Annotated in this window: 20 protein-coding genes, 1 other RNA gene and 1 pseudogene; 12 read left to right on the top strand and 10 right to left on the bottom strand. The window is 44.7% G+C overall.

Features of this window, described 5'->3' with window-relative positions:
- Nucleotides 1–151 precede the first annotated feature (151 nt).
- From RIM23_RS26265 to RIM23_RS26255, 3 genes are all read right to left on the bottom strand, one after another.
- Nucleotides 152–1,480, bottom strand: coding sequence for a glycosyltransferase family 4 protein (locus tag RIM23_RS26265; RefSeq protein WP_446370795.1), 1,329 nt, complete (start codon nt 1,478–1,480; stop codon nt 152–154).
- A 401-nt stretch (nt 1,481–1,881) separates the two neighbouring features.
- Nucleotides 1,882–2,334 (bottom strand): ATP-binding protein, encoded by a 453-nt coding sequence (locus RIM23_RS26260; RefSeq protein ID WP_446370793.1) that lies wholly within the window; start codon nt 2,332–2,334, stop codon nt 1,882–1,884.
- Between the two features lie 24 nt (nt 2,335–2,358).
- Nucleotides 2,359–3,330 carry a sugar transferase gene (locus RIM23_RS26255; protein ID WP_446370791.1) on the bottom strand — a complete coding sequence of 324 codons (972 nt, stop codon included), beginning with the start codon at nt 3,328–3,330 and terminating at the stop codon, nt 2,359–2,361.
- A 106-nt stretch (nt 3,331–3,436) separates the two neighbouring features.
- Between RIM23_RS26255 and RIM23_RS26250 the strand changes: the two genes are divergently transcribed.
- Nucleotides 3,437–4,219, top strand: a complete 783-nt coding sequence (locus tag RIM23_RS26250; protein WP_446370789.1) for a 7-carboxy-7-deazaguanine synthase QueE — start codon at nt 3,437–3,439, stop codon at nt 4,217–4,219.
- On the opposite strand, the gene RIM23_RS26245 is transcribed toward RIM23_RS26250, so the two are convergent.
- The 5 genes from RIM23_RS26245 to RIM23_RS26225 all read right to left on the bottom strand — a co-directional run bounded on the left by RIM23_RS26245 (nt 4,216) and on the right by RIM23_RS26225 (nt 6,510).
- Nucleotides 4,216–4,860 carry a DUF3318 domain-containing protein gene (locus RIM23_RS26245; RefSeq protein WP_446336298.1) on the bottom strand — a complete coding sequence of 215 codons (645 nt, stop codon included), beginning with the start codon at nt 4,858–4,860 and terminating at the stop codon, nt 4,216–4,218. The genes RIM23_RS26250 and RIM23_RS26245 overlap by 4 nt on opposite strands.
- A gap of 268 nt (nt 4,861–5,128) precedes the next feature.
- Nucleotides 5,129–5,225, bottom strand: an RNA gene (gene ffs / locus RIM23_RS26240) — signal recognition particle sRNA small type.
- Nucleotides 5,226–5,278: 53 nt separating this feature from the next.
- Nucleotides 5,279–5,545, bottom strand: a complete 267-nt coding sequence (locus tag RIM23_RS26235) for a YciI family protein (protein WP_446370787.1) — start codon at nt 5,543–5,545, stop codon at nt 5,279–5,281.
- Between the two features lie 13 nt (nt 5,546–5,558).
- Nucleotides 5,559–6,107 carry a helix-hairpin-helix domain-containing protein gene (locus RIM23_RS26230; RefSeq protein WP_446370785.1) on the bottom strand — a complete coding sequence of 183 codons (549 nt, stop codon included), beginning with the start codon at nt 6,105–6,107 and terminating at the stop codon, nt 5,559–5,561.
- A gap of 7 nt (nt 6,108–6,114) precedes the next feature.
- Nucleotides 6,115–6,510, bottom strand: a complete 396-nt coding sequence (locus RIM23_RS26225) for an NINE protein (RefSeq protein ID WP_446370783.1) — start codon at nt 6,508–6,510, stop codon at nt 6,115–6,117.
- 269 nt (nt 6,511–6,779) lie between these two features.
- Here RIM23_RS26225 and RIM23_RS26220 point away from each other — a divergent pair, with 269 nt between their 5' ends.
- The 7 genes and pseudogenes from RIM23_RS26220 to RIM23_RS26190 all read left to right on the top strand — a co-directional run bounded on the left by RIM23_RS26220 (nt 6,780) and on the right by RIM23_RS26190 (nt 14,397).
- The gene (locus RIM23_RS26220) at nt 6,780–7,103 is read left to right on the top strand and encodes a DUF1825 family protein (protein ID WP_446336326.1); all 324 of its coding nucleotides are present in this window, start codon (nt 6,780–6,782) and stop codon (nt 7,101–7,103) included.
- 276 nt (nt 7,104–7,379) lie between these two features.
- Nucleotides 7,380–7,754: pseudogene (locus RIM23_RS26215) on the top strand (SDR family oxidoreductase); the annotation flags it as partial.
- Nucleotides 7,755–7,925: 171 nt separating this feature from the next.
- Nucleotides 7,926–8,456, top strand: coding sequence for a Rab family GTPase (locus RIM23_RS26210; protein WP_446358173.1), 531 nt, complete (start codon nt 7,926–7,928; stop codon nt 8,454–8,456).
- Between the two features lie 322 nt (nt 8,457–8,778).
- Nucleotides 8,779–9,492: a PAS domain S-box protein gene (locus RIM23_RS26205; protein ID WP_446370781.1), complete on the top strand. Its 714-nt coding sequence runs from the start codon at nt 8,779–8,781 to the stop codon at nt 9,490–9,492.
- A 201-nt stretch (nt 9,493–9,693) separates the two neighbouring features.
- Complete coding sequence (locus RIM23_RS26200; protein WP_446370779.1) at nt 9,694–10,680, top strand: ABC transporter ATP-binding protein; 987 nt, start codon at nt 9,694–9,696, stop codon at nt 10,678–10,680.
- Nucleotides 10,681–10,821: 141 nt separating this feature from the next.
- Complete coding sequence (locus tag RIM23_RS26195; protein ID WP_446370777.1) at nt 10,822–12,654, top strand: ABC transporter permease; 1,833 nt, start codon at nt 10,822–10,824, stop codon at nt 12,652–12,654.
- A 159-nt stretch (nt 12,655–12,813) separates the two neighbouring features.
- Nucleotides 12,814–14,397, top strand: coding sequence for a hypothetical protein (locus tag RIM23_RS26190; protein ID WP_446370775.1), 1,584 nt, complete (start codon nt 12,814–12,816; stop codon nt 14,395–14,397).
- A 464-nt stretch (nt 14,398–14,861) separates the two neighbouring features.
- On the opposite strand, the gene RIM23_RS26185 is transcribed toward RIM23_RS26190, so the two are convergent.
- Nucleotides 14,862–16,088: a methionine gamma-lyase family protein gene (locus RIM23_RS26185; RefSeq protein ID WP_446370773.1), complete on the bottom strand. Its 1,227-nt coding sequence runs from the start codon at nt 16,086–16,088 to the stop codon at nt 14,862–14,864.
- A gap of 30 nt (nt 16,089–16,118) precedes the next feature.
- On the opposite strand from RIM23_RS26185, the gene RIM23_RS26180 reads away from it, so the two are divergent.
- The gene (locus tag RIM23_RS26180) at nt 16,119–16,289 is read left to right on the top strand and encodes a hypothetical protein (protein WP_446370771.1); all 171 of its coding nucleotides are present in this window, start codon (nt 16,119–16,121) and stop codon (nt 16,287–16,289) included.
- Nucleotides 16,290–16,556: 267 nt separating this feature from the next.
- Here the strand turns inward: RIM23_RS26180 and RIM23_RS26175 are convergent, their stop codons facing one another.
- Nucleotides 16,557–16,715 (bottom strand): hypothetical protein, encoded by a 159-nt coding sequence (locus tag RIM23_RS26175; protein WP_446370769.1) that lies wholly within the window; start codon nt 16,713–16,715, stop codon nt 16,557–16,559.
- 148 nt (nt 16,716–16,863) lie between these two features.
- Here RIM23_RS26175 and RIM23_RS26170 point away from each other — a divergent pair, with 148 nt between their 5' ends.
- The 3 genes from RIM23_RS26170 (at nt 16,864) to RIM23_RS26160 (ending at nt 20,929) form a co-directional block, all read left to right on the top strand.
- The gene (locus tag RIM23_RS26170) at nt 16,864–18,483 is read left to right on the top strand and encodes an NB-ARC domain-containing protein (RefSeq protein ID WP_446370767.1); all 1,620 of its coding nucleotides are present in this window, start codon (nt 16,864–16,866) and stop codon (nt 18,481–18,483) included.
- A gap of 296 nt (nt 18,484–18,779) precedes the next feature.
- Nucleotides 18,780–19,016, top strand: coding sequence for a hypothetical protein (locus tag RIM23_RS26165; protein WP_446370765.1), 237 nt, complete (start codon nt 18,780–18,782; stop codon nt 19,014–19,016).
- A gap of 62 nt (nt 19,017–19,078) precedes the next feature.
- Nucleotides 19,079–20,929: a protein kinase domain-containing protein gene (locus RIM23_RS26160; RefSeq protein WP_446370763.1), complete on the top strand. Its 1,851-nt coding sequence runs from the start codon at nt 19,079–19,081 to the stop codon at nt 20,927–20,929.
- Nucleotides 20,930–21,219 lie beyond the last annotated feature (290 nt).

The raw sequence follows: 21,219 nt of genomic DNA, 5'->3' as shown, positions 1-21,219 counted from the left end.
TTAACACTTGTTCATCACCTCCTACACTATTTATACACCATTTTGTAGACTTAATCCGTAAACAGAAGGATAAATCCTTCAAGTCGCTTTCATCCACCGCTTAAAAGACGGTGGCTCTCAGCTTCTATGATGTTTTGGTAGGAATGTCAACTTAAGGCTTCTGAAGGGAAGCAAATAGTTGTTCATAGCGCTCAAGCGCTCGGTCAAAGGCATAATTTTCTTCGGCATACTTTCTGCCTTTGTCACCCAAAGCTTTGACTTTTTCCGGATGGAGATACAGATCCAAAATTTGGGCGGCTAAAGTTTTGGGATTTTCGGGTTCGACGATAATGCCACCGCCACTCCTGTGGATGGCACTGGCGGCTGTTCCCCCGGCTGGAACCGAAGCTAAGATGGCGCGACCGCTTGCCATCAATACAGGAATTTTTGAGGGCATATTAAAGTCAATAACGTTTTGCTTTTGCAGTACCAAACCCACATCGGCTGCGGCTAGCATTTCCGGGAGTTGTTCGCGAGGTTGAAACGGTAGCAGGAGTACATTGGTTGCTTTACAGGTTTGTTTGTAAAGCTGTAGTTGTTGCAAGGCTTTGGCTTGTGCTTTCCCCTGCGATCGCGCTTTCTCCTGGATCTCAACTTGCCATTCTACCAGCGCCCTCGCTTCTTCTTGCTGCAATCTCTCTAGAGCTTTCTCTTCTCCCACAATTACAATGGCAATATCGGGAATATGACGCAGGCGAACAGAAGCCTGAATAACAGTTTCTATGCCTTGACTGAGCGCTATATTGCCGGAATACATGACCACAAACTTCCCGTTGAGTCCATGCTCTTGACGAAATGCATTCGGTTCTTTAGGTAAAGGTTTGATGAAATCAACATTCACCCAATTCGGAATCAGCTCAATTTTGCTTTCATTGACTCCCTTATGCCGCAAGTTTTTAATAAACCCATCAGCAATAACACTGATTTTTGTCGCTGTCCGGTAGGCAAATTTTTCCAAAATAGAAAAGATGCGAATCAACTTGGGATTGGTAAGAATTTCCAAGTGTACAGCAGCATCTGGTAAAATATCCTGAAGATTGAGAACCACTGGAACACGGTGTAGCCATCCTAAAAGTGCTGCAGGTACAGCAACCGGCAGCGGTGGTGCCGTCAGGAAAATTATATCGGGTCGCCGTCCCTTTAGAGCATGGACAAAACTCGTCGCCACAAAGCTAACTTCCAATAACAATCGGTCAATTAAACTGGGTTCGGGGCGAATCCAGACATAACTGCGTTGAATAGCTACGCCTTTGATCACCTCTGTGCAGTATAATTTTCCTCTGTATTCTTCATACACTTCTTTTTGAGGATACCAAGGCATACCTGTAACTACCCGAACCTGATGTCCTCGTTTCACTAACCCCTCAGCAAGTTCGGTCATCAGTGGGGCAATGCCGATAGGTTCAGGAAAATAGTTGTAGGAATAAATCAGAATTCTCATAAATTTTTTTTAGGAAAGCAAGTGGGAAAGAACCCAGTTGGGACTAATTTTTTCGCCAAACTAGCCGAATGCCTATCAGTGGGAATATGCAACCTGGTGCTCAGGGCAGGTTGCACGGCTTAACGGCATCAGAAACACCATCATTGTAGAATCTACCTATTGTAGTTGCCTTTATCAGAATGCAGCATGGTACACATAAGTGCAATCAGCCTGTAGACTAAAGAAATTCACAGATTCATGGAGGCGGATCACGGGGGTGCATCTCAACTTTGTCGGTTGGGTTGAGGTACGTAGGCGTGACGCGCAGCGATAGCGACGTAAAGAGCGTCAGCCTTCTCAAAGAGTAACCCGAATGTTGGGTTAGCTTGAACATTTTGTGCTTTCACGCTCCATAGTCCCGTTCACGGCTGTTGGCTCACTGCTACGAGTCGTTTTCCCATATACAAACAATTGCGCTGGTCAGATAGGCGTTGGTAAGATAGTTCATCCGTGAATCGCTCCATCAAAATTAATCCTCTGCCTGTTTCCTCTAAAAGGTTACAGCCTTTGTGATGTAAAGCCTCCAGCTTAGAGAGCAAATCAAACGGTTCTCCGTAATCCCAAATCCGCATCTCCAAGCGGTCAGCAAATATCTTCAGTTCCAGCTCAATCGGGGTGGTTTGGGGTAAGTGGCGATGAGCGTGGTGAACCGCGTTGGCAAAGGCTTCGTCTAGTACCACTTGACAATCCCCACAAAATTGGTGAGGAAATTGGCGGGAAGCTAACTGATCAAACCAGGTGAGAATTTCAGCAACAGCATTGATGTCTGTGGCTACCTTGAGATGCGATTGTTTAAGGGGTTTGTCCTTGTGCATCAATCGATTGCCCGTCCAATTTTGTTAAGCCGCGCCACTATTTTTAGAAAACACAACTAAAATTGTTTTGATAATTAATTTGATATCATACATCAAGCTCCAGTTATGCTGGTAGCGTAAATCTAAGTCAATGATGTCCTTAAAATCGTGGATTTGATTTCGCCCATTGACCTGCCACTCCCCCGTCATACCAGGTTTGACATCTAAACGCTGCCATTCTGGTACATCATAGTAGTCTACTTCATCCGGTGTAGGGGGTCGAGTCCCGACCAAACTCATTTCCCCTTTCAAGACATTGACAAATTGAGGCAGTTCGTCAAGACTAGTTTTCCGTAAAAACCGACCCACTCGTGTCACTCTGGGATCAGGGGCATTTTCATCCAAAGGTTTAACTCTAATCTTGCCCTTACTGATATCTTGACTACCGATATACATAGAGCGGAACTTCCAAATCCGAAATTCTTTGCCCATCCACCCCTTACGAATCTGACTGAATAAGATGGGACCTGGCGTATCAAGTTTGATGGCAATAGCAATGGGAATAAAGACTAGCGCGGTAATTCCTAAGCCAACGATTGCTCCGACAATATCGAGTCCGCGTTTGATCCAAGAGCGGGTTGAAGGGTGAGTGGGTGGTAATGCTGTTAACTTAGTTGGTTCAGGCAACAGCTCCACTGTTAGAATTTGATCGAGTCCTACCATTTTCAAAATGGCTATAACCGGAGTGCCAACATTGGTAAGTACCAGTTCCACATCCTTACTGGTCGCATTTTTGTAATTGTTCACCAACGCCCCAATCCCACAGCTATCGATAAAGGTCGTTTGACGAAAGTCTAAAATAATTTTTTGCGGCAGGGGGTGGTTGTGCAAAATTCGCTGGCAGGTTTCTTTGAAAGCCACAGCTTCAAGCACACTCAGGCGAGCCGGAAGTTGCATAACGGGAGTTTCATGCAATAGTATTACTTTAAAATCAGCTTCGGACATAGAGTCACTCATAACGACCTGTATTGTTGGTATTCACCTGTGTTTCTGACCAATATTGTGTCGTACAATTGCCAACTTAACCAAAAACTCACTTGAACTTACCGATTAATGTTAAAAAATGTCAGCTAAGACTGGACTCACCGCACGGCTCATTGAACTGTTCTCTGCCATTCAAGGTGAAGGACTAAATGTTGGTACCCGCCAATTATTCATCCGTTTGGCAATGTGTGATTTGCGCTGCCATTTTTGCGATAGTCAGAATACCTGGACAGCTCCCGGTTTGTCTTACGTGGAGCAAACCCCTGGAAATCGGGATTTTGAAGCTCATCCTAACCCTGTAACCGGCGATCAGTTACTGGCATGGGTTGAGCGGCAAAATTATCCAGGACTCCATGAAAGCATTAGCTTAACAGGTGGCGAACCCTTGTTGCAGGCTCCCTTTTTAAGAGAGTTCTTGCCCGTGGTGCGACACCGAACTGGGTTACCCATATACTTGGAAACCGGTGGACATCGCCCGGAGCAACTAGCCCAGATCTTACCCTATTTAGATTGTATCGGCATGGATATGAAGCTGCCGAGTGTAAGTGGGGAAGAGTGTTGGCAAGCCCATCGTCAGTTTCTACAGCTTTGTGGTGATGCAGACGTCGAAGTTTTTGTGAAGCTGATTATTGCTCAAGCCACGAACGCATCCGAACTGGAGTTAGCCGCCGAACTGGTTGCAGCCTGTAACCCCAGTATCCCTGTGTTTCTACAACCGGTAACGCCCCTAGCTACACCCCATCATGGACCAATGATTCCGCCAATGCCTACTCAGGTTTTAGAATGGCAAGCGTTGATGAAGCGCCATATCGGGATCGTGCGCGTTGTCCCCCAAACCCATAAGATGATCGGTCAGCTTTAGAGTTTGGGTTCTCGTTGGCTTTTCGCTTCGGCTTTGGCTTTAGCAGCACTTTTTTTCAGGGCGGCTAGGCGAGTTTCGTAGCGGCGACGTTGACGACGACTGGGTGTAACTTCAACTAATGTTTTTAAGGCACTGCCTAGACTCTTGTAGGCGTTGGGAAGAGTGTAACCAAAGCGAGTAGCTAGGGCGATCGCTTTTTCGTCTGCCTCAATTTCTGCCTTGAGGGTTTTCTCGCCGTTGTTTTTCTGATAGAGTCTCCACCCAGAAACACCACAGAGGGCTAGTGCCAACAGGAGCAGCAATCCATCTTGTACCCAAAGTTCCCCAACAGCCCCTCCCAAACCAATGGCTAGGGCTGCCATTTCCCAACCTTCTTTGGGGATGGTATCATTCTGAATTCGGGCAACTTCGTGCCAAAATAGGAGATTGCGCTGGTCAAGGGCAAACTGTTCCCATTTCACTAAATCAATTTGAACCTCCACTTCATCGCTACCGATTTCTTCGGTGCGTAACAAAGGAGGATTCACCTCCGTCGTTCCTTCCACCATGACCCAGCTTTGCAATTCTGGGGGGAGTAAGGTTTTCAGACGCCGAAGTTCACTCATCTCGGCTTTGGCAGAAGAGGTTGCATACGATGTCATAGATCTGCCTCCAGGAAACTTAAACCAATAAATAAGGGTATCATTTGGCAGTATAGCGAGATTAGCGCTCTGCCTTGTTTACACCTAGGTCTCAGGATTTAACTCAATAGGGCAAGGGATAGGGGAGTAGGGGGAGCCGGTAGAGACGTAAGGCGTGGAACTATGGCGAGAAAAAATTAAATTAGAACTCACTGCGAGCAGTTTTGGGACTTAACTTAACTGGAGATTAACGATAAAAAATAATGCGTCACCGTAGAGCCAGGTATGAGAAGACCCGGAGTTCACGCCTATCCCAAGCATCTCGTATTGCTGCTACCTTCCGGTTCTGACAAGGTTTGAGCGTTGGGATTGCATGAATCCGAGTCAGTTACTAGCATAACATCTTTAAACCACATTGATCAGTTCACGGAGATATTTTTTATTCAGCAATAATCCGCCATTCGTGAAGCTGGTATCTAACACAGTGATTTGCCACCAACGGATCTCGCTCAACGATCGCCTGTGCCTCTTTTGTGGAACTCGCCTCAAATAGGAGCATTCCGCCCCCTCGCTCAGCCCAGTAACCTGTTTTGGCTTTGTGTCCTTTGTCAATCAAGTCTTGAACATAGGCTTTATGCGCCGGAACATATTGGTCAAACGTCGGTTTATCGACGATGCCTTCTTCTATCTTGACGAACCAGGGCATTTGTTTTTTCCGATCAAAATCGCAGATAGTACATTATCTCAGATATCAGTTCCGGGGGAAGGGCAAGACGGCGCTGCAAGCCGGCTAAATTCCGATAGTTGCCCATCTCTTGCCGATTTTGCACGATCGCTCTGGCTAAAAACAAATCAACTCCGGGAATTCGGCTAAGTTGTTCCACGGATGCTGTATTAGCATGAATCGGCACAGGTGTTGCTGGACTTTCGGCATCATAGTAACAAAAGCTGAGAATCGGTTGTAACGGCTGCAACCGCCCAACAGGGATACTTAACGCCGCCGCAATATCCTCCAAACAGCAAAACTGTACACCACTCCTTGCCAATTCAACCAGCGATCGCGCTTGATGGATGGATATCCCCGGTAATCTCAGCCAATCATCTACTGTAGCTTGATTGACATCAATTTTAATTCCCAATGCCGCCGCCACCTCAATGTCTTGCGCCGATTGCAGCCGATAGTAAGGATCGCTGTGAATCCGCCCTTGGATTGAGCGCCAGGTTGGGTTTAATCGTTGTGTCGATAAAAGCCAGTCAAACAGTGCCATCTTCTTTTTAAGCGATACGATCCAGTAATTGGCGACGCTTTTGCTCAAACTCATATTCTGACATCAACCCCTCCTGACGCAACTTGTCGAGTTGTCGCAGCGCATCCGCGATCGCACCCACTTGCGCCGGATCAACCTCTGGGGTTTTACTTGGCGCTGATACCCCGGTTGGGATCAACTCCCCGTTAAAGTTTTGGTCGAATTGCTCCGAGTTTTGCAACAAATACCACACTCCTTCAATGGCACTCGCCACTCTGGGGATTGGCGTCCAAGATAGCAACAAATAAAAAATTCCCCACCAAGGTTGCCCCAGATAAAATTTATGGAGTCCCGCAATAGGTATCACTACCCCACTAAACGCTAGTAAGGAAGCGACTTTTCGACTTTTCGGCTTGCTTAACATAATGGTTTTAACAACAGACGAAAGGACACCGTTACTAATCCAGCAATAGGATGACCCTATTTCTATGATATTGAGATGCTCTGCCAAGGGCGGGTGCGAGTCAAGTGATCGGTTTGTAGCAAAATGTTATCTGTAAAACCCGCCCCTACACCCCGGCTCCCCCTGCTCACCTAAATACGGATAACCGAAGTTTCCTTTAAGTGCAACACTGCACTAGAATATGACTGGAAACGGCAAGTACAACCCACTCGGTTGATCGGGTAAGAGCTATGGGGTTTTTTGATTCAGAGATAGTCCAACAAGAAGCTAAACAACTGTTTGAAGATTATCAATCCCTTGTCCAATTGGGAGGCAGCTACGGCAAATTTGACCGAGAAGGGAAAAAAATTTTCATTGATCAGATGGAAGCGATGATGGAGCGCTATCGAATTTTCATGAAGCGCTTTGAGTTATCTGAGGATTTTATGGCTCAGATGACGGTTGAGCAACTTAATACCCAACTAGGTCAGTTCGGCATCACGCCTCAGCAAATGTTTGATCAAATGCAAATGACCTTAGAGCGCATGAAATCAGAACTGGAAAAACAATCTTAGGAATCGTAAAAAAATTACTCCCTCAAATCTGGTTATGGGTTGCGTCGTCTTTGGTCATTGGTCATTTGTTTTTGGACGTCCCCTTAGGGAATAGGCTTGAGCCACTTGTACCGCACATCTGAGGCTTCTACCCGATAAGGTAAAGCTGAATTCTTGCTTGAATGGAATGTTGGGCAGCTTAATCGCTGCTCAAATCGCGGTACTTTGGGAAATGAAGATACCCACTCGTTCAGATTCATGACATGGACAAGCGGAATAACCAAAAGTTTGTCAATATTCCTCAATACAACCTTTTTGCGGTGCAAGCATAGTTTGGCAAAAATGCTGCAACAGGATTATGGGCGAATTGTCACAGTGGGATCGCGGTGTGCTGTGTAACCTGTGGGACAATTAGCATCCCACTGTGCTGCCAAAGCTGGAGCCGTCGCCCTGACTCAAGCGATCGCGGATGAAACCAAAGGTACGAATATCACCGCCAATATTGTACTTCCTAGGGTGATTGACAAGCCGACTAATCGTCAAGGGATGGGGAAATAGAACGCCAATCAGTGGGTGAAACCCTAATCTCTAGCTCAGGTGATCTGTTTCTTAGCTTCAGAAGCAGCGCACGATGTTCACGGTGCATCAGTTCCTGTGTATGGCAGTATTTAATAGACGAAAGGAAACACTTAACAGGGAATAATGGGCATCCAATAAGTCATTGGTCAACTAGTCTGTGATAAGAAACACAAATAACTAATGACTCAATAAATATTTTATATCGCTCAAATATTGGTAGTTATATATACTAGATTCTTTATCGATTGGAGTTAAAAAACTACGATGACTTCCCTGATCTCTAAAAAAATATGTATGCTGGGCGATTTTAGTGTGGGTAAAACCAGCTTGATTCGTCGCTTTGTGGAACGGCAGTTTAGCGATAAGTATCTGTCAACCGTTGGTGTAAAGATTTCCCGAAAAACCGTTGACGTGCAAGCCGCGATGCCCAAAAACGCGCTCCAGGTACAAATGCTAATTTGGGATTTGGAGGGAAATACTAAATTTAAAACGGTAACACCGATGTACCTGCAAGGAGCAAGCAGTGCGGTAATTGTGGCTGATGTCAGTCGCCAAGTTACAATCGATCATGTTTCTGATCACTTACAGGCATTTTTATCTGTAAATCCCAAAGGATTTGGCATCGTCGCCTTAAATAAAGCGGATCTTCTTACTGAAGAACAACAGCAAGACTTCATGGAAAAGTGCCACTTGAATTATCCGAATAGAATAGTTGCTGTCTATCCCACATCGGCTAAAACGGGAGTAAATGTTGATGATATTTTTTTAAAGCTGGCTCAGCGAATGGTTGGATGAGGTGGATGCAATCGGGTGTATTACAAAATGGCTGGCTGTGTAACAACAAAATACATTAAATGAGGTAAGTTGATATTTACTTCTTGCCAAATAAATATAAGAATAAATAAGTCATTTATAGTAGGGGAAGTCGGTACATCCTGATTACTTGACAATGATTTTTATTATCAAAATATATACTTTACAAAAAGTTATACTTGATATCAGTGATTGTTTAAGGCTAAAATAAATCTTAATATATTAGTCCAACGAGGCAGTATAAAGTTAAATGCATCCTCTTTTTCAAAAATTATTACTTTCTCGGCATATAGAATACTTAGCCGTGGATGAATCATTCAATATAGTAGAACTATCCGATAAAATCGCTCAGTTTGCTGATAGTCCTCAGGATGTGAGTCGAGGTAAGGATGTCCGTCTGAGCTTTCCTGAAATTGTTGGGATGGAAGAGATTTTAATCAATATCCTTCAGGGGCAACAGTTAAACTTTGATTTAAAAGGAATTGGACGGTTTACTGGACGAGGCAATCTTCTCTATTTTGATATGTATATTATCAATGATAGTGAAAACTGTAATGCAGGAAATAAGTTAATTATTTTATGTGAAAATACCACCGACAGAATGACTTTAGAACAAACATTAGTTCAACGATCGAATGAAACAAGCTTACTATTAGATGCTTGGGCAGCATCAAGTCAATACCTTGATAAAATTGTTCAATATATGGGAGATGCTCTGTTCGTCACCAATGAATCAACGATCATAAAAATTGTGAATAAAGCCGCTAATTGCTTGTTTGGTTATAGCGATTTGGAATTAATTGGTAAACCCTTATCCCTAATTATTGACGAGCTGCAGTTGAAGAATTTAGTTTTATACAAAAATGGCTCTTGTCCAAGCAGCACGATCCCTAGTGAGGTTGTTTGTCAGACTAAGAAAGGAGAAAAGATTTTGGTGGCGTTTTCCTGTTCTAGAATTGAGAGCGAACTAGAAGAGGAACAAGATATTATTTATATTGGGCGCGATATCAGTTTATAAAGTCATAAGCATACCCTCGAAGCTCGTGAAGGGTCAATTGTCGGGGCGGGTTTTACTGATAAGGTTTGTCAAAATGGGACACATTTCCTGTTCCCCAATCACCTCTTCCCCAATCCAAAGTGCATAAGTGTCACCGGATGAGAGATATCTCTGCTTCAGAGAGGTTAAACTGGCGGACATTAGATCCCATCAGCACAAACTATGGAAGCAGGAACATTTCTCCCATCCCCGACATTCTTAGCCCAAGATCTAGCTATTTCCACCCATGGACTGACCAAGCAATTTGACCGACATATCGCCGTAAACGATATCGATTTACAAGTCGCGACGGGTGAAGTCTATGGATTGATTGGTCCCAATGGCGCTGGAAAAACTACGCTAATCCGGATGTTAGCCGCCGCAGAGGAACCGACAACGGGTGAAATTTATATCAATGGCGATCGGTTGCTGCGGGATCAAAGTAACCCCAAACTCAAGCAGCGTATTGGCTATCTCCCCGATGATTTCCCTGTCTACGAGGATTTAACGGTTTGGGACTATCTTGACTATTTTTCCCGACTCTATCGCCTGCGAGAACCCCGGCGTACCCAACGCCTGCGGGAGGTGTTGGAACTGGTACAGCTTACCAGTAAGCGCAAAAGCTTAATTGCTACCCTATCGCGGGGGATGAAACAGCGCCTAAGTTTGGCGAGAACAATTATTCACGAACCGATTCTACTGTTACTTGATGAACCCGTTTCCGGATTAGATCCCATCGCCCGGATGCAGTTTCGGGAAATTATCAAAACCTTGCAAGAAGCGGGGATGACGATTCTGATTTCGTCCCATGTCTTGAGTGACTTAGCCGAACTCTGTACCTCGGTAGGGATTATGGAACTCGGCTATCTGGTGGAAAGTGCGCCTTTAGCTGAACTTTATCGCCGCCTTAGCCGTCAGAAGATTATTCTCTCCAGTTTAGGAGATATGGACGCATTGGTGGCTGAACTGAAAAATTATCCCTTAGTTCAAGAGATCGAACGGATTCCGGCAAAAAACCAGGTACAGGTTGATTTTTCCGGGAATCCAGAAGAGAGTGCGATGTTGTTGCGATCGCTAGTTGAAGCGGGAATTCCTCTAACTGAGTTCCACTGTACACAAGAGGACTTAGAAACTATATTCTTAAAGCTAGGACATCAGCAAGTATCTTAGAAAGTTTTGAGCAATGTAGGGGCGGGTTTTACTATTATCGTTTTTGACATCACCCAGATGTAACTAAACCCGCCCCGACCAAGGTTTTCTCACGAATAAAAAATGACTAATGACAAATAACAAATTTAGGAGACTGTTCTCATGCTACTCAAAGGAATAGACAGACTGGGTGACTGGAACCCGCAACTCTTGCGGGAACTGAAAGGAAGGCTGAAGGGGCGGAATGTCGCGATCGCGGTTGGGGTGTCGGTACTTGGTTATCTAGCGATGTTCTTCTATGGATTGAATCAATTTACTCGCTTGAGTGATCCTGATGCTTACTACAAGTTTCACACAGATATATTCTGTAAACTGTGCGATACATACCTCGCTAATCAAGCCAAACTATCTCAACTTCAGGTAAAATATAACTACCTTCAACACCAATTATGGCGCTATAGCGGATCAGAATTATATGATTTGGAAACAATTAATCAACTTAAAGGCAGTATAGAAGATGTTAAGGCAGAAATCATCCATATACAAGGAATTTACCAATCCTTTAAAGATGCTATTGATATTCCGCTGTGGTGGCAATATCAACATGGACAAATGTTTGCATGGCTAAGTGTAATTGTTCTGTTCATCCTGCTAATTGTGGGAACTTATATGCTCATCGCTGACTTAGCTGGAGAAGAAAGTCGCGGCACACTTAACTTTATTCGAGTCAGTCCCCAATCTGCTCAAAGTATTTTATTAGGAAAACTCTTAGGCGTTCCTATCTTAATCTATCTCGCCGCCATTCTGATCATTCCCTTACATCTGTGGTTAGGCGTATCTGCCCAAATTCCTCGGGTAGAGATTTTCAGCTTCTATGCTGTTTTGGTAGTAGGTTGTGCCTTCTTCTACAGCGCAGCCCTGCTGTTTGGGTTAATGAGTTCTTGGTTAAACGGCTTCCAATCCTGGTTGGGAGGTGGCGCAGTTTTTGCTTTCTTGCTGATAGCACAAAATAATTGGAGCTATAACAGTCAAATTAACTGGATTAATTTGTTTTCCCCGGCGGTAGTTCTGACCTATCTCTATAATCAGACAGAAGTTCACTATCAAGCCTTTCCCTTCTCGGAAAACGAAATCCAAACGCTGCAATGGTTCCATATTCCTGTAGGCTTAGCCGGATTAGGTATAGTCAGTTTTGTTCTATTGAATTATGGATTATGGATAGGTTGGATTTGGCAAGCCCTAAAGCGACGGTTTCAAAATTCCAACGCGACTATTCTGAGTAAAGGGCAGAGTTATTGGCTAGTTACTTGTTGGGAAATCTTACTATTAGGGTTGGCTTGGCATGATTTTTCTGGCGATGCTGTTATCGCCTTCGTTGGTTTTAATGCCGTACTGTTATTGGGTTTAATTGCAGCCCTTTCACCTCATCGCCAAGTGTTACAAGATTGGGCGCGTTATCGCCAACAAGTCATGAATCGTAAAGGATGGGGAATCATTCAAGATTTGATTTGGGGAGAAAAGAGTCCAGCTATTTTCGCCATTGGAATAAATTTAGCGATCGCGACAATTCCTTTTGGGCTTTGGATTGCACTGGGTAACGAGCCAGGATTCAACAAACTCCAAGGGTTGTTAGCCGTTGCTTTCTTCATCTGCATGACTCTAATTTGTGCCACCATTGCACAGCTAATGTTAATGATGAAAATACCTAAGCGGGCGCTGTGGGCAACGGGTTCTATTGTGGCTGTTCTTAGCTTGCCGCTGATTATGCTAGCTGTATTGGGAATTGAACCTTCCGACAATCCTATTCTATGGCTATTTTCCTCCTTTCCTTGGGCAGGAATTGAACATGCGGCTATCTCAACTGTCGGTTTTGCACTCCTTACCGAATGCCTAATCTGGGGACTATTAACGTCTCAGCTAATACGGCAATTACGCAAAGCTGGTGAGTCAGCCACTCAAGCTTTATTAGCGGGACATCCCTCAATTCGTCGTTAGATAACACTTGAATTTAGATCCCCAACTTCTTGAAAAAGGCGGGGATCTGATAGAAAACCCGTTAAACTTGAGAGTATGACTTCAGTGTTGGTTGTGAGGACTCAAGTTTTTAGGGCGAAGACAACGCAACTACGAACATTTAATTTGGAGATATTTCCCATGTTTTCTACACCGATCAACCGACTGGGGGACTGGAATCCCCAGTTGATGCGAGAACTCAGAGGACGTTTGCAGCGCCGCAACGGATTAATAGTTGTGGCAACGTCTTTAATCGTTCAAACGTTAATTTTGTTATCATTTTCTAGCCAAAACTGTACGAGTCATGTTAATAATCGCTGTGTCGAATTCGTCTGGGAATTTGACTGGCTGATGATTTTCAGAACACTCAATTGGATTCTACCCTTGTCTTTATTTTCTATCGGCGTCTACTTGCTGATTTCCGATTGGATGAAAGAACAGCGGCGGGGTACGCTCAATTTTATTCGCCTCACACCCCAATCCAGCCAGAGTATTTTATGGGGAAAAATGCTGGGTGTACCAATATTAGTTTACCTAGGATTAAGTTTGGCTGTCCCTCTACATTGGGGTGCAGGAATTGCTGCAGGTGTACCCTTAGCCTGGATGATCAGTTTTTATGCTCTAATGATGGTCACTTGTCGGTTGTTCTATAATTTAGGATTGCTGAATTCTTGTTTAACTCAAGCCTCTTATCAAGGGTTGGCGGCTAGTTTAGTTGGAGTTTGGTTGGGCAGTACGTTCACTGGTTTATTAGATTGGTCTTTTGATTGGCAAAATTTGGTCTATAAAGATTTAGGGGATTGGTCTTGGTTTATTTGGAATCTGGGTCATGAACCTTTGCCGCTAACGTTGTGGATGCTAATCACAATTAGCGTTAGCGTATACGGGGTTTGGCAAGCGACTAATCGTATGTTCCGCAATCCCAACGGCACGCTGTTAAGTAAACAACAGAGTTACTGGTTAGTGGGAGGCGTTCAGATTTGGCTATTGGGATTATTGTGGTCACTTCCCCATCAGTCTGTAGCCCGCCAAGAACAGCTATTTGGTTACTTGTTTGGGATTTCTCTGTTTAGCCTATTTTTCTTGTTAGGAGTTATTTTTGCGATTTCGCCGCAACGACAAGCTTTGCTGGATTGGGCAAGGTATGGGCAATCCCAACGTCAACATGCAACTGTTAACAATGTGCCAGTATCATGGCAGGATTGGCTTTGGGGTGAAAAGAGTCCTTCATCCGTCGCGATCGCGGTAAATTTAGGGATTACAGCAATTGTCTGGTTCCCTTGGTTACTGCTGTTTCCCATCGGTGTTGATGACAAAGTGAAAGCGATCGCGGGATTGTTACTTTGTGCTAATTTAATCGGTTTCTACGCCCTTCTCATTCAATTGATGTTGATAATCCGACGCAAAAAACCGTGGATTTGGGCGGGAGGTACCTTGAGTCTGGCGATTTTTGTCCCTTTATTTATTTTATCCGTCATACAAACGGAATTCACTTCAGGAGTACAATTGCCAGGATTATGGCTTGCGTCAGTATTTGGTGCGCCTTGGATCATTTTAGCACAAACATCCGCCTTCACCGTATTGTTTAGTGTATTGGGTCAATGGGCGATAATCGCAGGATTAATTGTGCAATTAACTCGTCAGTTAAAACTTGTCGGTGAATCGGCATCAAAACCGCTATTTGCCAATCATAATTCTTTGCCTAATTCAGCGAAAGTGCGCTGAAGTCTCACCAACCACTTTGGGTTAAAACTACAAACATTATTCGGCTTTCCCTTACCTAGGGTGATAAGCAAACCTGATTATTCTTGGAAAGTTTGTGGGGCAAGGCTTTCAAAACAATGTTTTTATGGAAGCTAAATATAGGGTTTGCATCAGTTGGACTGGTTTTGTAAGCCTTTCTAATTCAAGTGATTATCTTGGGTGGGTTAAATTGGCAGTTAAGGCGACAGTTGCGCCTAGCTGGAGAATCTGCCACGAAAGCACTTTTGGCAGGGCGTTTACCTTTGTCTAATTGACCGATCGGATTGGGCGCACGCCATGCGCCCCTACAATTTCTGGATGGAATTGTAATTCATAAAATAAGGTGTGCCAAATCATTACTTTCCCGACTTCCCTCTTACTCCCCTCTCCCAAGAAGAGGGAGAAGGGCTGGGGGTGAGGGCTGTAAGTTGACGAATTCCCCCACCCTATATTGCTTCTATCGCCGCTTCTAGTGCGATCGCGACATGAGTCCAATGGGTTCCCCCTTGACAAAATGCGATATAAGGTTCTCGCAACGGTCCATCAGCGGAAAACTCCGAGGTACTCCCATCAATAAACGTTCCTCCAGCCATGACTAACTGACTCTCATATCCCGGCATTTGGGCGGGTACGGGATCGAGATAGGAACCAATCGGAGAATATTGCTGAATTACCCGACAAAAGGTGATTAATTTTTCCGGTGAACCTAACTGAATTGCCTGAATTACATCCCGGCGAGGTGTCATGGGTTTAGGATTTACGGGATAGCCTAACTGATCAAAGATATAAGCGGTTAAATGATTTCCTTTCATCGCCTCTCCCACCATTTGCGGTGCGAGAAAAAGTCCTTGAAATAATAACCGATTCTGGTCAAATGTCGCCCCGCCAGAACTGCCAATTCCGGGTGCGGTTAATCGACAGGTTGCGGCTTCAACCAACTCGGCTTTTCCGGCAACATATCCCCCCGCCGTGACAATGGTGCCACCGGGATTTTTAATCAAAGATCCCGCCACTAAATCCGCACCAACGGCTGGGGGTTCTTTATCTTCAATAAACTCGCCGTAACAGTTATCGACAAAACAAATCGTATCCGGATTTTGCTGTTTAACGTACTGGACAATTTTTTCGATATCCGCTATTGAGAGACTGGGACGCCAGGAATAACCACAAGACCGCTGAATTAAGACTAAGCGTGTGCGTTGTCCGATGGATTCTTTTAAAGCTTGCCAATCAATTGTTCCGGCGGAGGTTAAGTCTAACTGACGATAATCAACCCCAAACTCCTGTAACGATCCCTGACCTTGACCCCGGACACCAATCACTTCTTCTAAGGTATCGTAAGGCGCACCTACCACCGATACCATCTCGTCACCGGGACGCAATACCCCAAACAAGCAACAGGCGATCGCATGAGTTCCGGAAACGAATTGGACTCGCACCGCCGCCGCCTCAGCACCCATGACTTTAGCAAATACTTGGTCTAAGGTTTGGCGACCTAAGTCGTCATGACCATAACCACTCACCCCAGTAAAGTGATGCACACCAACCCGATAATGGCGAAAGGCATTCAGGACTTTTTTCAGGTTTTGCTTGACCGTTATGTCAATGTCTTCAAAAATTGGACGGAGTGCTTTTGCGGCGGCTTGAATTTGTTCTGAACTGTTCATTACCATGGAGTTGTGTTTTCGATCAAATACATGAGCATGAAACGTATTTTTGCCCAACTTGTTGTAGTTACGAGTTTAGCCTTAAGCTTCACGCTGACTAGCATCGTTCCGGCTCAAGCAATTACTGTTAATTTTAGCTGGCAGGGAAATCAGGGATATTCGGCGACTGGAACATTCCATTATGATGAAAAAGGTGATACACTTTGACAAAATAAGGCTTTCGTCATAGTTTGGCTGAAAGCCCATTGAGGTTGGTATTCCATTATTTTGTCCAAGTGCAAGAAGGCAGAAATAACGCCAACAGCTAACATCTCCCTCTGCTCCCAGACGCGCCATGGCGCGTCTCTACAAAGCTGCTCAAGTATTTCCATGCCCGCCGCACTAGGGGGAAATTTTGCCTACACCTGCCAACCCGCGAAGGTGCCAAAGAAACCATCCGCGTCCATATATCCGGTTTTGTTACAAAAATTCACATTAAACCTGGAGTAACCGTCTAACCCGCTCAAGTGCTGGCACAATTAGCCAGTTTAGACCCAGACCTAAAATTGCTACTAGAGAATAGTCTCCCGGTTCTTCCTTGTTCATCCCCACCGTGTAGACGGGTGGGGAATTCCGAGATTTTTGTTCAATCATAGTAGGATAACCCGATCAGGGTAGAATGGAAACCAGTTTCTTCACAAGGCGCGATTTATCCCACGTCTACCTGCGAGTAGGGCGTAGGGAACCTATCGCCAAATAAGCTAAAATTGATCTTGACAAATGGCAAAAGTAGGGTAAAAAAGTGCCGACTCTTAAAGCCTCTCAATGGGGACTCGCTCAAATCAAGCAAGCCAGAAATGAAAAGGGGTGGAGTTGGAGTCTTGATGATGACGACACCTGCTTGCTTGAGGCTAGTCGAATACTAGAACCGGATAAACCGTGGCATTCTGGGGGACCTTATGCAAATGGACTCTCCCAAGGTACATGGAAGCGGTTTTTAGCCGGAAGACAACCCATTAGCGCTCATGCCTTTAAAGCATACTGTCACGTTTTAGGACTCAACTGGGAAGAAATTGTCGCTCAAGGCAATAGTACACCCTCCCATAGTCGTCAAGATTGGGGAGAAACGATTGACATCTCCATCTTTTATGGTCGCACGGCGGAACTAGAACAGCTAGACCAATGGATTTTGAAAGAACGCTGTCGCATCGTGGCACTCTTAGGAATGGGGGGAATTGGTAAAACATCCCTAGCGGCGAAGTTAGCCGAGAAGATTCAATCTTCCTTTGAATATGTTATCTGGCGATCGCTACGTCATGCTTCACCCCTTAGTGATCTTCTGGCTGAGGTGATCGACTTTTTATCGGAGGGTAAGGAAGGAGAGTTACCCGATACAGTCAACGGTCAAATTTCGCGACTGATGGACTTCGGGCAACGCCATCGCTGTTTGTTACTCCTTGATGATGTGGAAACTATCATGAGTAGTGGCAAGTTAGCCGGACATTATCGAGAAGGGTATCAAGACTATGGGGAACTGATTCGGCGCATGGCTGAAGAACGTCATCAAAGTTGTTTACTGCTAATTAGTCGGGAAAAACCCATAGAAATAGCCTCATTAGCTGGTGAAAAACTTCCCGTTCGAGAACTGAAACTCAAAGGCTTAAGTGCCGAGGATGCTAAACAAATCTTAGAAACCAAAGGATTTTCCTCCTTAAAGTCAAGCGCCGATGCCCTGATTCAGCTTTATCGCGGCAATCCGTTAGCCCTAAAAATTATGGCGACAACAATCCAAGAAATATTTGACGGAAATATCTCTGAATTTTTAGATCAAAGTACCTTAATTATAGGCGATATTCTGCCGAATGTTTTTAATCAACAATTCCAGCGTTTATCTCCATTAGAACAGGAAATTATTTATTGGTTAGCGCTGGAAAATCAGCCCCTTTCTATCTCAGAATTAAAAGAGGCGATGAAATTTTCGGTAACATCCTTATCAAAACTCCTTGCCGCTTTGGAATCACTCAAACGCCGATCGCTTTTGGAAAAAGAACCCAATACCGAAGCCAATGAAGTGATTTTCACCATTCAGCCGGCTCTGTTGAAATATGCCACCAATCAATTTATCGAGCAGGTTTGCCAGCAAATTTTAACCGTTTGCCAAACAAAATCCTTAAGTCAACTGGGGCTACTTAGGAGCCATGCTTTAGTCAAAGAACGGGTATCGGATGAACTGAAAACGCTGCAAATTCGCCTAATTCTTACCCGCGTCAGAGATCGATTGTATTTACTAAAAGGTTCAGATAGTCTAGAAGATCAACTCAAAGCGATTCTTTCTATACTAGAAGGAACATCTGACCCAATTGTGGGATATGCACGGCTTAACGTGATCAACCTGCTGGATGCGATTGAAGGCAGATTGTAAGCAAACCCTAGAGGTTTGGCATAAGTGGCGAAGCAAAAAGAGGATGACCTAGGACAATGATTTTGCCGACATTTTCTGAGATTATCTGCCAATTGTTGGATTAGACACAGAACAGTCTATAAAAAAAGAGTGTGACCCTACGGACATTCACTCAAGTCTTCCAACATTTAGGGTAAAAATAATGACATAATATATTAACATTAAAGAAAATATATTAAATGTACAAAGGTTGCCTGTTGATTGTCGTCAACTCACATACAAACAGCCAGTGTTTGGCACAGTTGAACAGACGCGCCATGGCGCGTCTGTTGCCTTCATCGAAGATGTGTTCAGACTGTGGATACATTCAACCAATGAACTTGAGCGATAAGGTATTTCACTCTCAATGGTGTGGTTCAGTTAAGTGTCGCGATTTCAACACTTGGCAAGGGCGCGTCGCTGGGAACTCAACGACTGTGGACAGGACGCTGCCGACAGCCCTGGTAGAAGCAGTAAGTAAACCTAAATGTCCGATTATGTCAGGAATTGTATGAGTTTTAAATGGCAGATAGGTGATACTGCTAGGTAGCCAAGATTACTGTTTCAAACCCCTCTCATGATATATCCCAACCTGTTGCTTCAAAACCGTTATCGAGTCCTGCGAACACTCGGTAAAGGCGGGTTTAGTCAAACCTTTGAAGTCGATGATCAGGGAGTTGCCAAAGTCCTGAAAGTTCTGAAACTGGATCGGTTCTATAGCTATGATGCCCAAGAAAAAGCTGTATCCCTCTTCCAACGGGAAGCCACGGTCTTAAGTCGGCTTCAGCATCCGGGTATTCCTAGAGTTGAGTCAGATGGCTATTTTGTCTGGTCACAGGGGACAGACGCCGCCCTGCACTGCATAGTCATGGAGAAAATTGAGGGGATCACGTTAAAGCAGTGGCGATCAGCTCGAAAAAAACCTACCCTCAGTCAAGACCAGGCGATCGCATGGTTGAAACAACTGGTGGATATTTTGGAACAACTGCACCAACAAGACCTAATCCATCGAGATATCAAGCCCTCTAATATTATCCTGCGACCCAATGGACAACTGGCATTAATCGACTTTGGAGCGGTACGGGAGATCACCGAAACCTACTTACAACGGCAAAAAGAAAATGCCACAGGCACAGTCATTATCTCTAGTGGTTATACACCACCGGAGCAAATGGAGGGCAAAGCGGTGGCGCAGTCCGATTTCTTTGCTCTAGGTCGCACCTTTGTCTACTTATTCACAGGCAAATCCCCCAACGATTTCGAGTCTCATCCCCGTACTGGCAAATTGCAATGGCGAGAGAGTGCGCCGCAGATGACCAAAGAATTAGCGGATTTAGTCGATTATCTCATGGCGACATTTCCCGGTCAGCGACCGCAAACGTCGGCGATGATTCGCCGTTGTATTGAAGAAATTATTGCTCCCCCCCCTTCCTTACCGCCACCGGCATCGATTCCGATCTTGAAGCGATCGCCAATTCAGTCCAAAGCCAAAGGACTGATGTCTTTGATTACTCAGTTATTGCCACTTTCAATTTCACCCAATCCCTGGGAAAAGGTGAAGCTGCGCCGGACTCTTTCTGGACATACAGATGAGATTCGTGCCATTGCCATTAGTCCAGATGGTAAAACCTTAGCCAGTGGCAGTTATGACAAAACGATTAAACTGTGGGCATTACGCCTCGGCAAACCCTTACATAACCTAACTGGACATAGCCACCGCGTAACCTGTGTGGCAATTAGTCCAAATGGTCAGATTTTAGCCAGTGGCAGTTCTGATAAAACCATCAAGCTGTGGTCACTCAGCACCGGAAAACTGATCAATACGTTTATTAATCGTGCTGACCGAGTGCGGGATATTGTATTTAGTCCCAACGGTCAGATCTTAATTAGTAGTGGGGACTGTGAAATTAAACTCTGGGCAGTACGGACAGGCAAACTCCTGCGTATTTTAGCCGGAAACTCCAATTCAGTCCGAAATATTGCATTTAACCCTGATGGTCATAGTTGTGCCGTGGGCAGTTTGAATGGCACCCTAGAATTGTGGAATCCTCACAATGGTAAACCGCTACTCACGTTTACCAATCAATCTATGAGCATTACCTGCCTAAAATTTAGCCCAGATGGTCTGATGCTTGCTAGTGGTAGCAGTCGGGCGATAACACTCTGGAATCCCCAAACGGGTAAATTATTACGGACATTTGCTCCTGAGTCACCTGGCGTAGCGGCTTTGGCATTTAGTCCCGATAGTCAAGTTCTCGCTAGTGGAAGTGGTTTGCTTATTGAACTATGGGATGTTCAAAAAGGTCAGCGATTAACCAAGCTCTCAGGACATTCCCAACCCGTTCGTTCTCTAGGATTTAGTCCCCATGGAGATCTTCTCGTCAGTGCGGGGAGCGATCGCAAAATTAAACTGTGGCAATCGGTTTGAACAACGGTTGAGCGCAGTCCCCATCTAAAATCACAAGATTTAGATGGGGGAAAGCGAAACATTAATAATTTTGCTATAATACTAACGGGTACGGCGGCATTTATTTGTTCGGCACGACCTACAGGTAGAACCTAGAAAACTTAAGATTCTAGGGTTCCAGTAGAGACTATTTGTTACAATAACGCATCTACTGGGTAAAAATATTAGTGCGTTTTTATGGCTTTTTTAGTCTTAACTCCGATTCAGAAATGGCGAGGAGGAATGCCTTGGCAGAAGTTCCTGGTATTCAC

The sequence above is a fragment of the Coleofasciculus sp. G3-WIS-01 genome (assembly GCF_040223135.1).
GTDB lineage: Bacteria > Cyanobacteriota > Cyanobacteriia > Cyanobacteriales > Coleofasciculaceae > Coleofasciculus.
Note: the sequence above shows the minus strand (reverse complement) of the source record. Positions and strands in the feature narration are given on the sequence as shown.

What these genes read in the sequence shown, in the direction of transcription:
- RIM23_RS26265 (WP_446370795.1), bottom strand. Translation starts at nt 1,480, where the DNA reads ATGAGAATTCTGATTTATTCCTACAACTATTTTCCTGAACCTATCGGC.
- RIM23_RS26260 (WP_446370793.1), bottom strand. Translation starts at nt 2,334, where the DNA reads ATGCACAAGGACAAACCCCTTAAACAATCGCATCTCAAGGTAGCCACA.
- RIM23_RS26255 (WP_446370791.1), bottom strand. Translation starts at nt 3,330, where the DNA reads ATGAGTGACTCTATGTCCGAAGCTGATTTTAAAGTAATACTATTGCAT.
- RIM23_RS26250 (WP_446370789.1), top strand. Translation starts at nt 3,437, where the DNA reads ATGTCAGCTAAGACTGGACTCACCGCACGGCTCATTGAACTGTTCTCT.
- RIM23_RS26245 (WP_446336298.1), bottom strand. Translation starts at nt 4,860, where the DNA reads ATGACATCGTATGCAACCTCTTCTGCCAAAGCCGAGATGAGTGAACTT.
- RIM23_RS26235 (WP_446370787.1), bottom strand. Translation starts at nt 5,545, where the DNA reads ATGCCCTGGTTCGTCAAGATAGAAGAAGGCATCGTCGATAAACCGACG.
- RIM23_RS26230 (WP_446370785.1), bottom strand. Translation starts at nt 6,107, where the DNA reads ATGGCACTGTTTGACTGGCTTTTATCGACACAACGATTAAACCCAACC.
- RIM23_RS26225 (WP_446370783.1), bottom strand. Translation starts at nt 6,510, where the DNA reads ATGTTAAGCAAGCCGAAAAGTCGAAAAGTCGCTTCCTTACTAGCGTTT.
- RIM23_RS26220 (WP_446336326.1), top strand. Translation starts at nt 6,780, where the DNA reads ATGGGGTTTTTTGATTCAGAGATAGTCCAACAAGAAGCTAAACAACTG.
- RIM23_RS26210 (WP_446358173.1), top strand. Translation starts at nt 7,926, where the DNA reads ATGACTTCCCTGATCTCTAAAAAAATATGTATGCTGGGCGATTTTAGT.
- RIM23_RS26200 (WP_446370779.1), top strand. Translation starts at nt 9,694, where the DNA reads ATGGAAGCAGGAACATTTCTCCCATCCCCGACATTCTTAGCCCAAGAT.
- RIM23_RS26195 (WP_446370777.1), top strand. Translation starts at nt 10,822, where the DNA reads ATGCTACTCAAAGGAATAGACAGACTGGGTGACTGGAACCCGCAACTC.
- RIM23_RS26190 (WP_446370775.1), top strand. Translation starts at nt 12,814, where the DNA reads ATGTTTTCTACACCGATCAACCGACTGGGGGACTGGAATCCCCAGTTG.
- RIM23_RS26185 (WP_446370773.1), bottom strand. Translation starts at nt 16,088, where the DNA reads ATGGTAATGAACAGTTCAGAACAAATTCAAGCCGCCGCAAAAGCACTC.
- RIM23_RS26180 (WP_446370771.1), top strand. Translation starts at nt 16,119, where the DNA reads ATGAAACGTATTTTTGCCCAACTTGTTGTAGTTACGAGTTTAGCCTTA.
- RIM23_RS26175 (WP_446370769.1), bottom strand. Translation starts at nt 16,715, where the DNA reads ATGATTGAACAAAAATCTCGGAATTCCCCACCCGTCTACACGGTGGGG.
- RIM23_RS26165 (WP_446370765.1), top strand. Translation starts at nt 18,780, where the DNA reads ATGGCGCGTCTGTTGCCTTCATCGAAGATGTGTTCAGACTGTGGATAC.
- RIM23_RS26160 (WP_446370763.1), top strand. Translation starts at nt 19,079, where the DNA reads ATGATATATCCCAACCTGTTGCTTCAAAACCGTTATCGAGTCCTGCGA.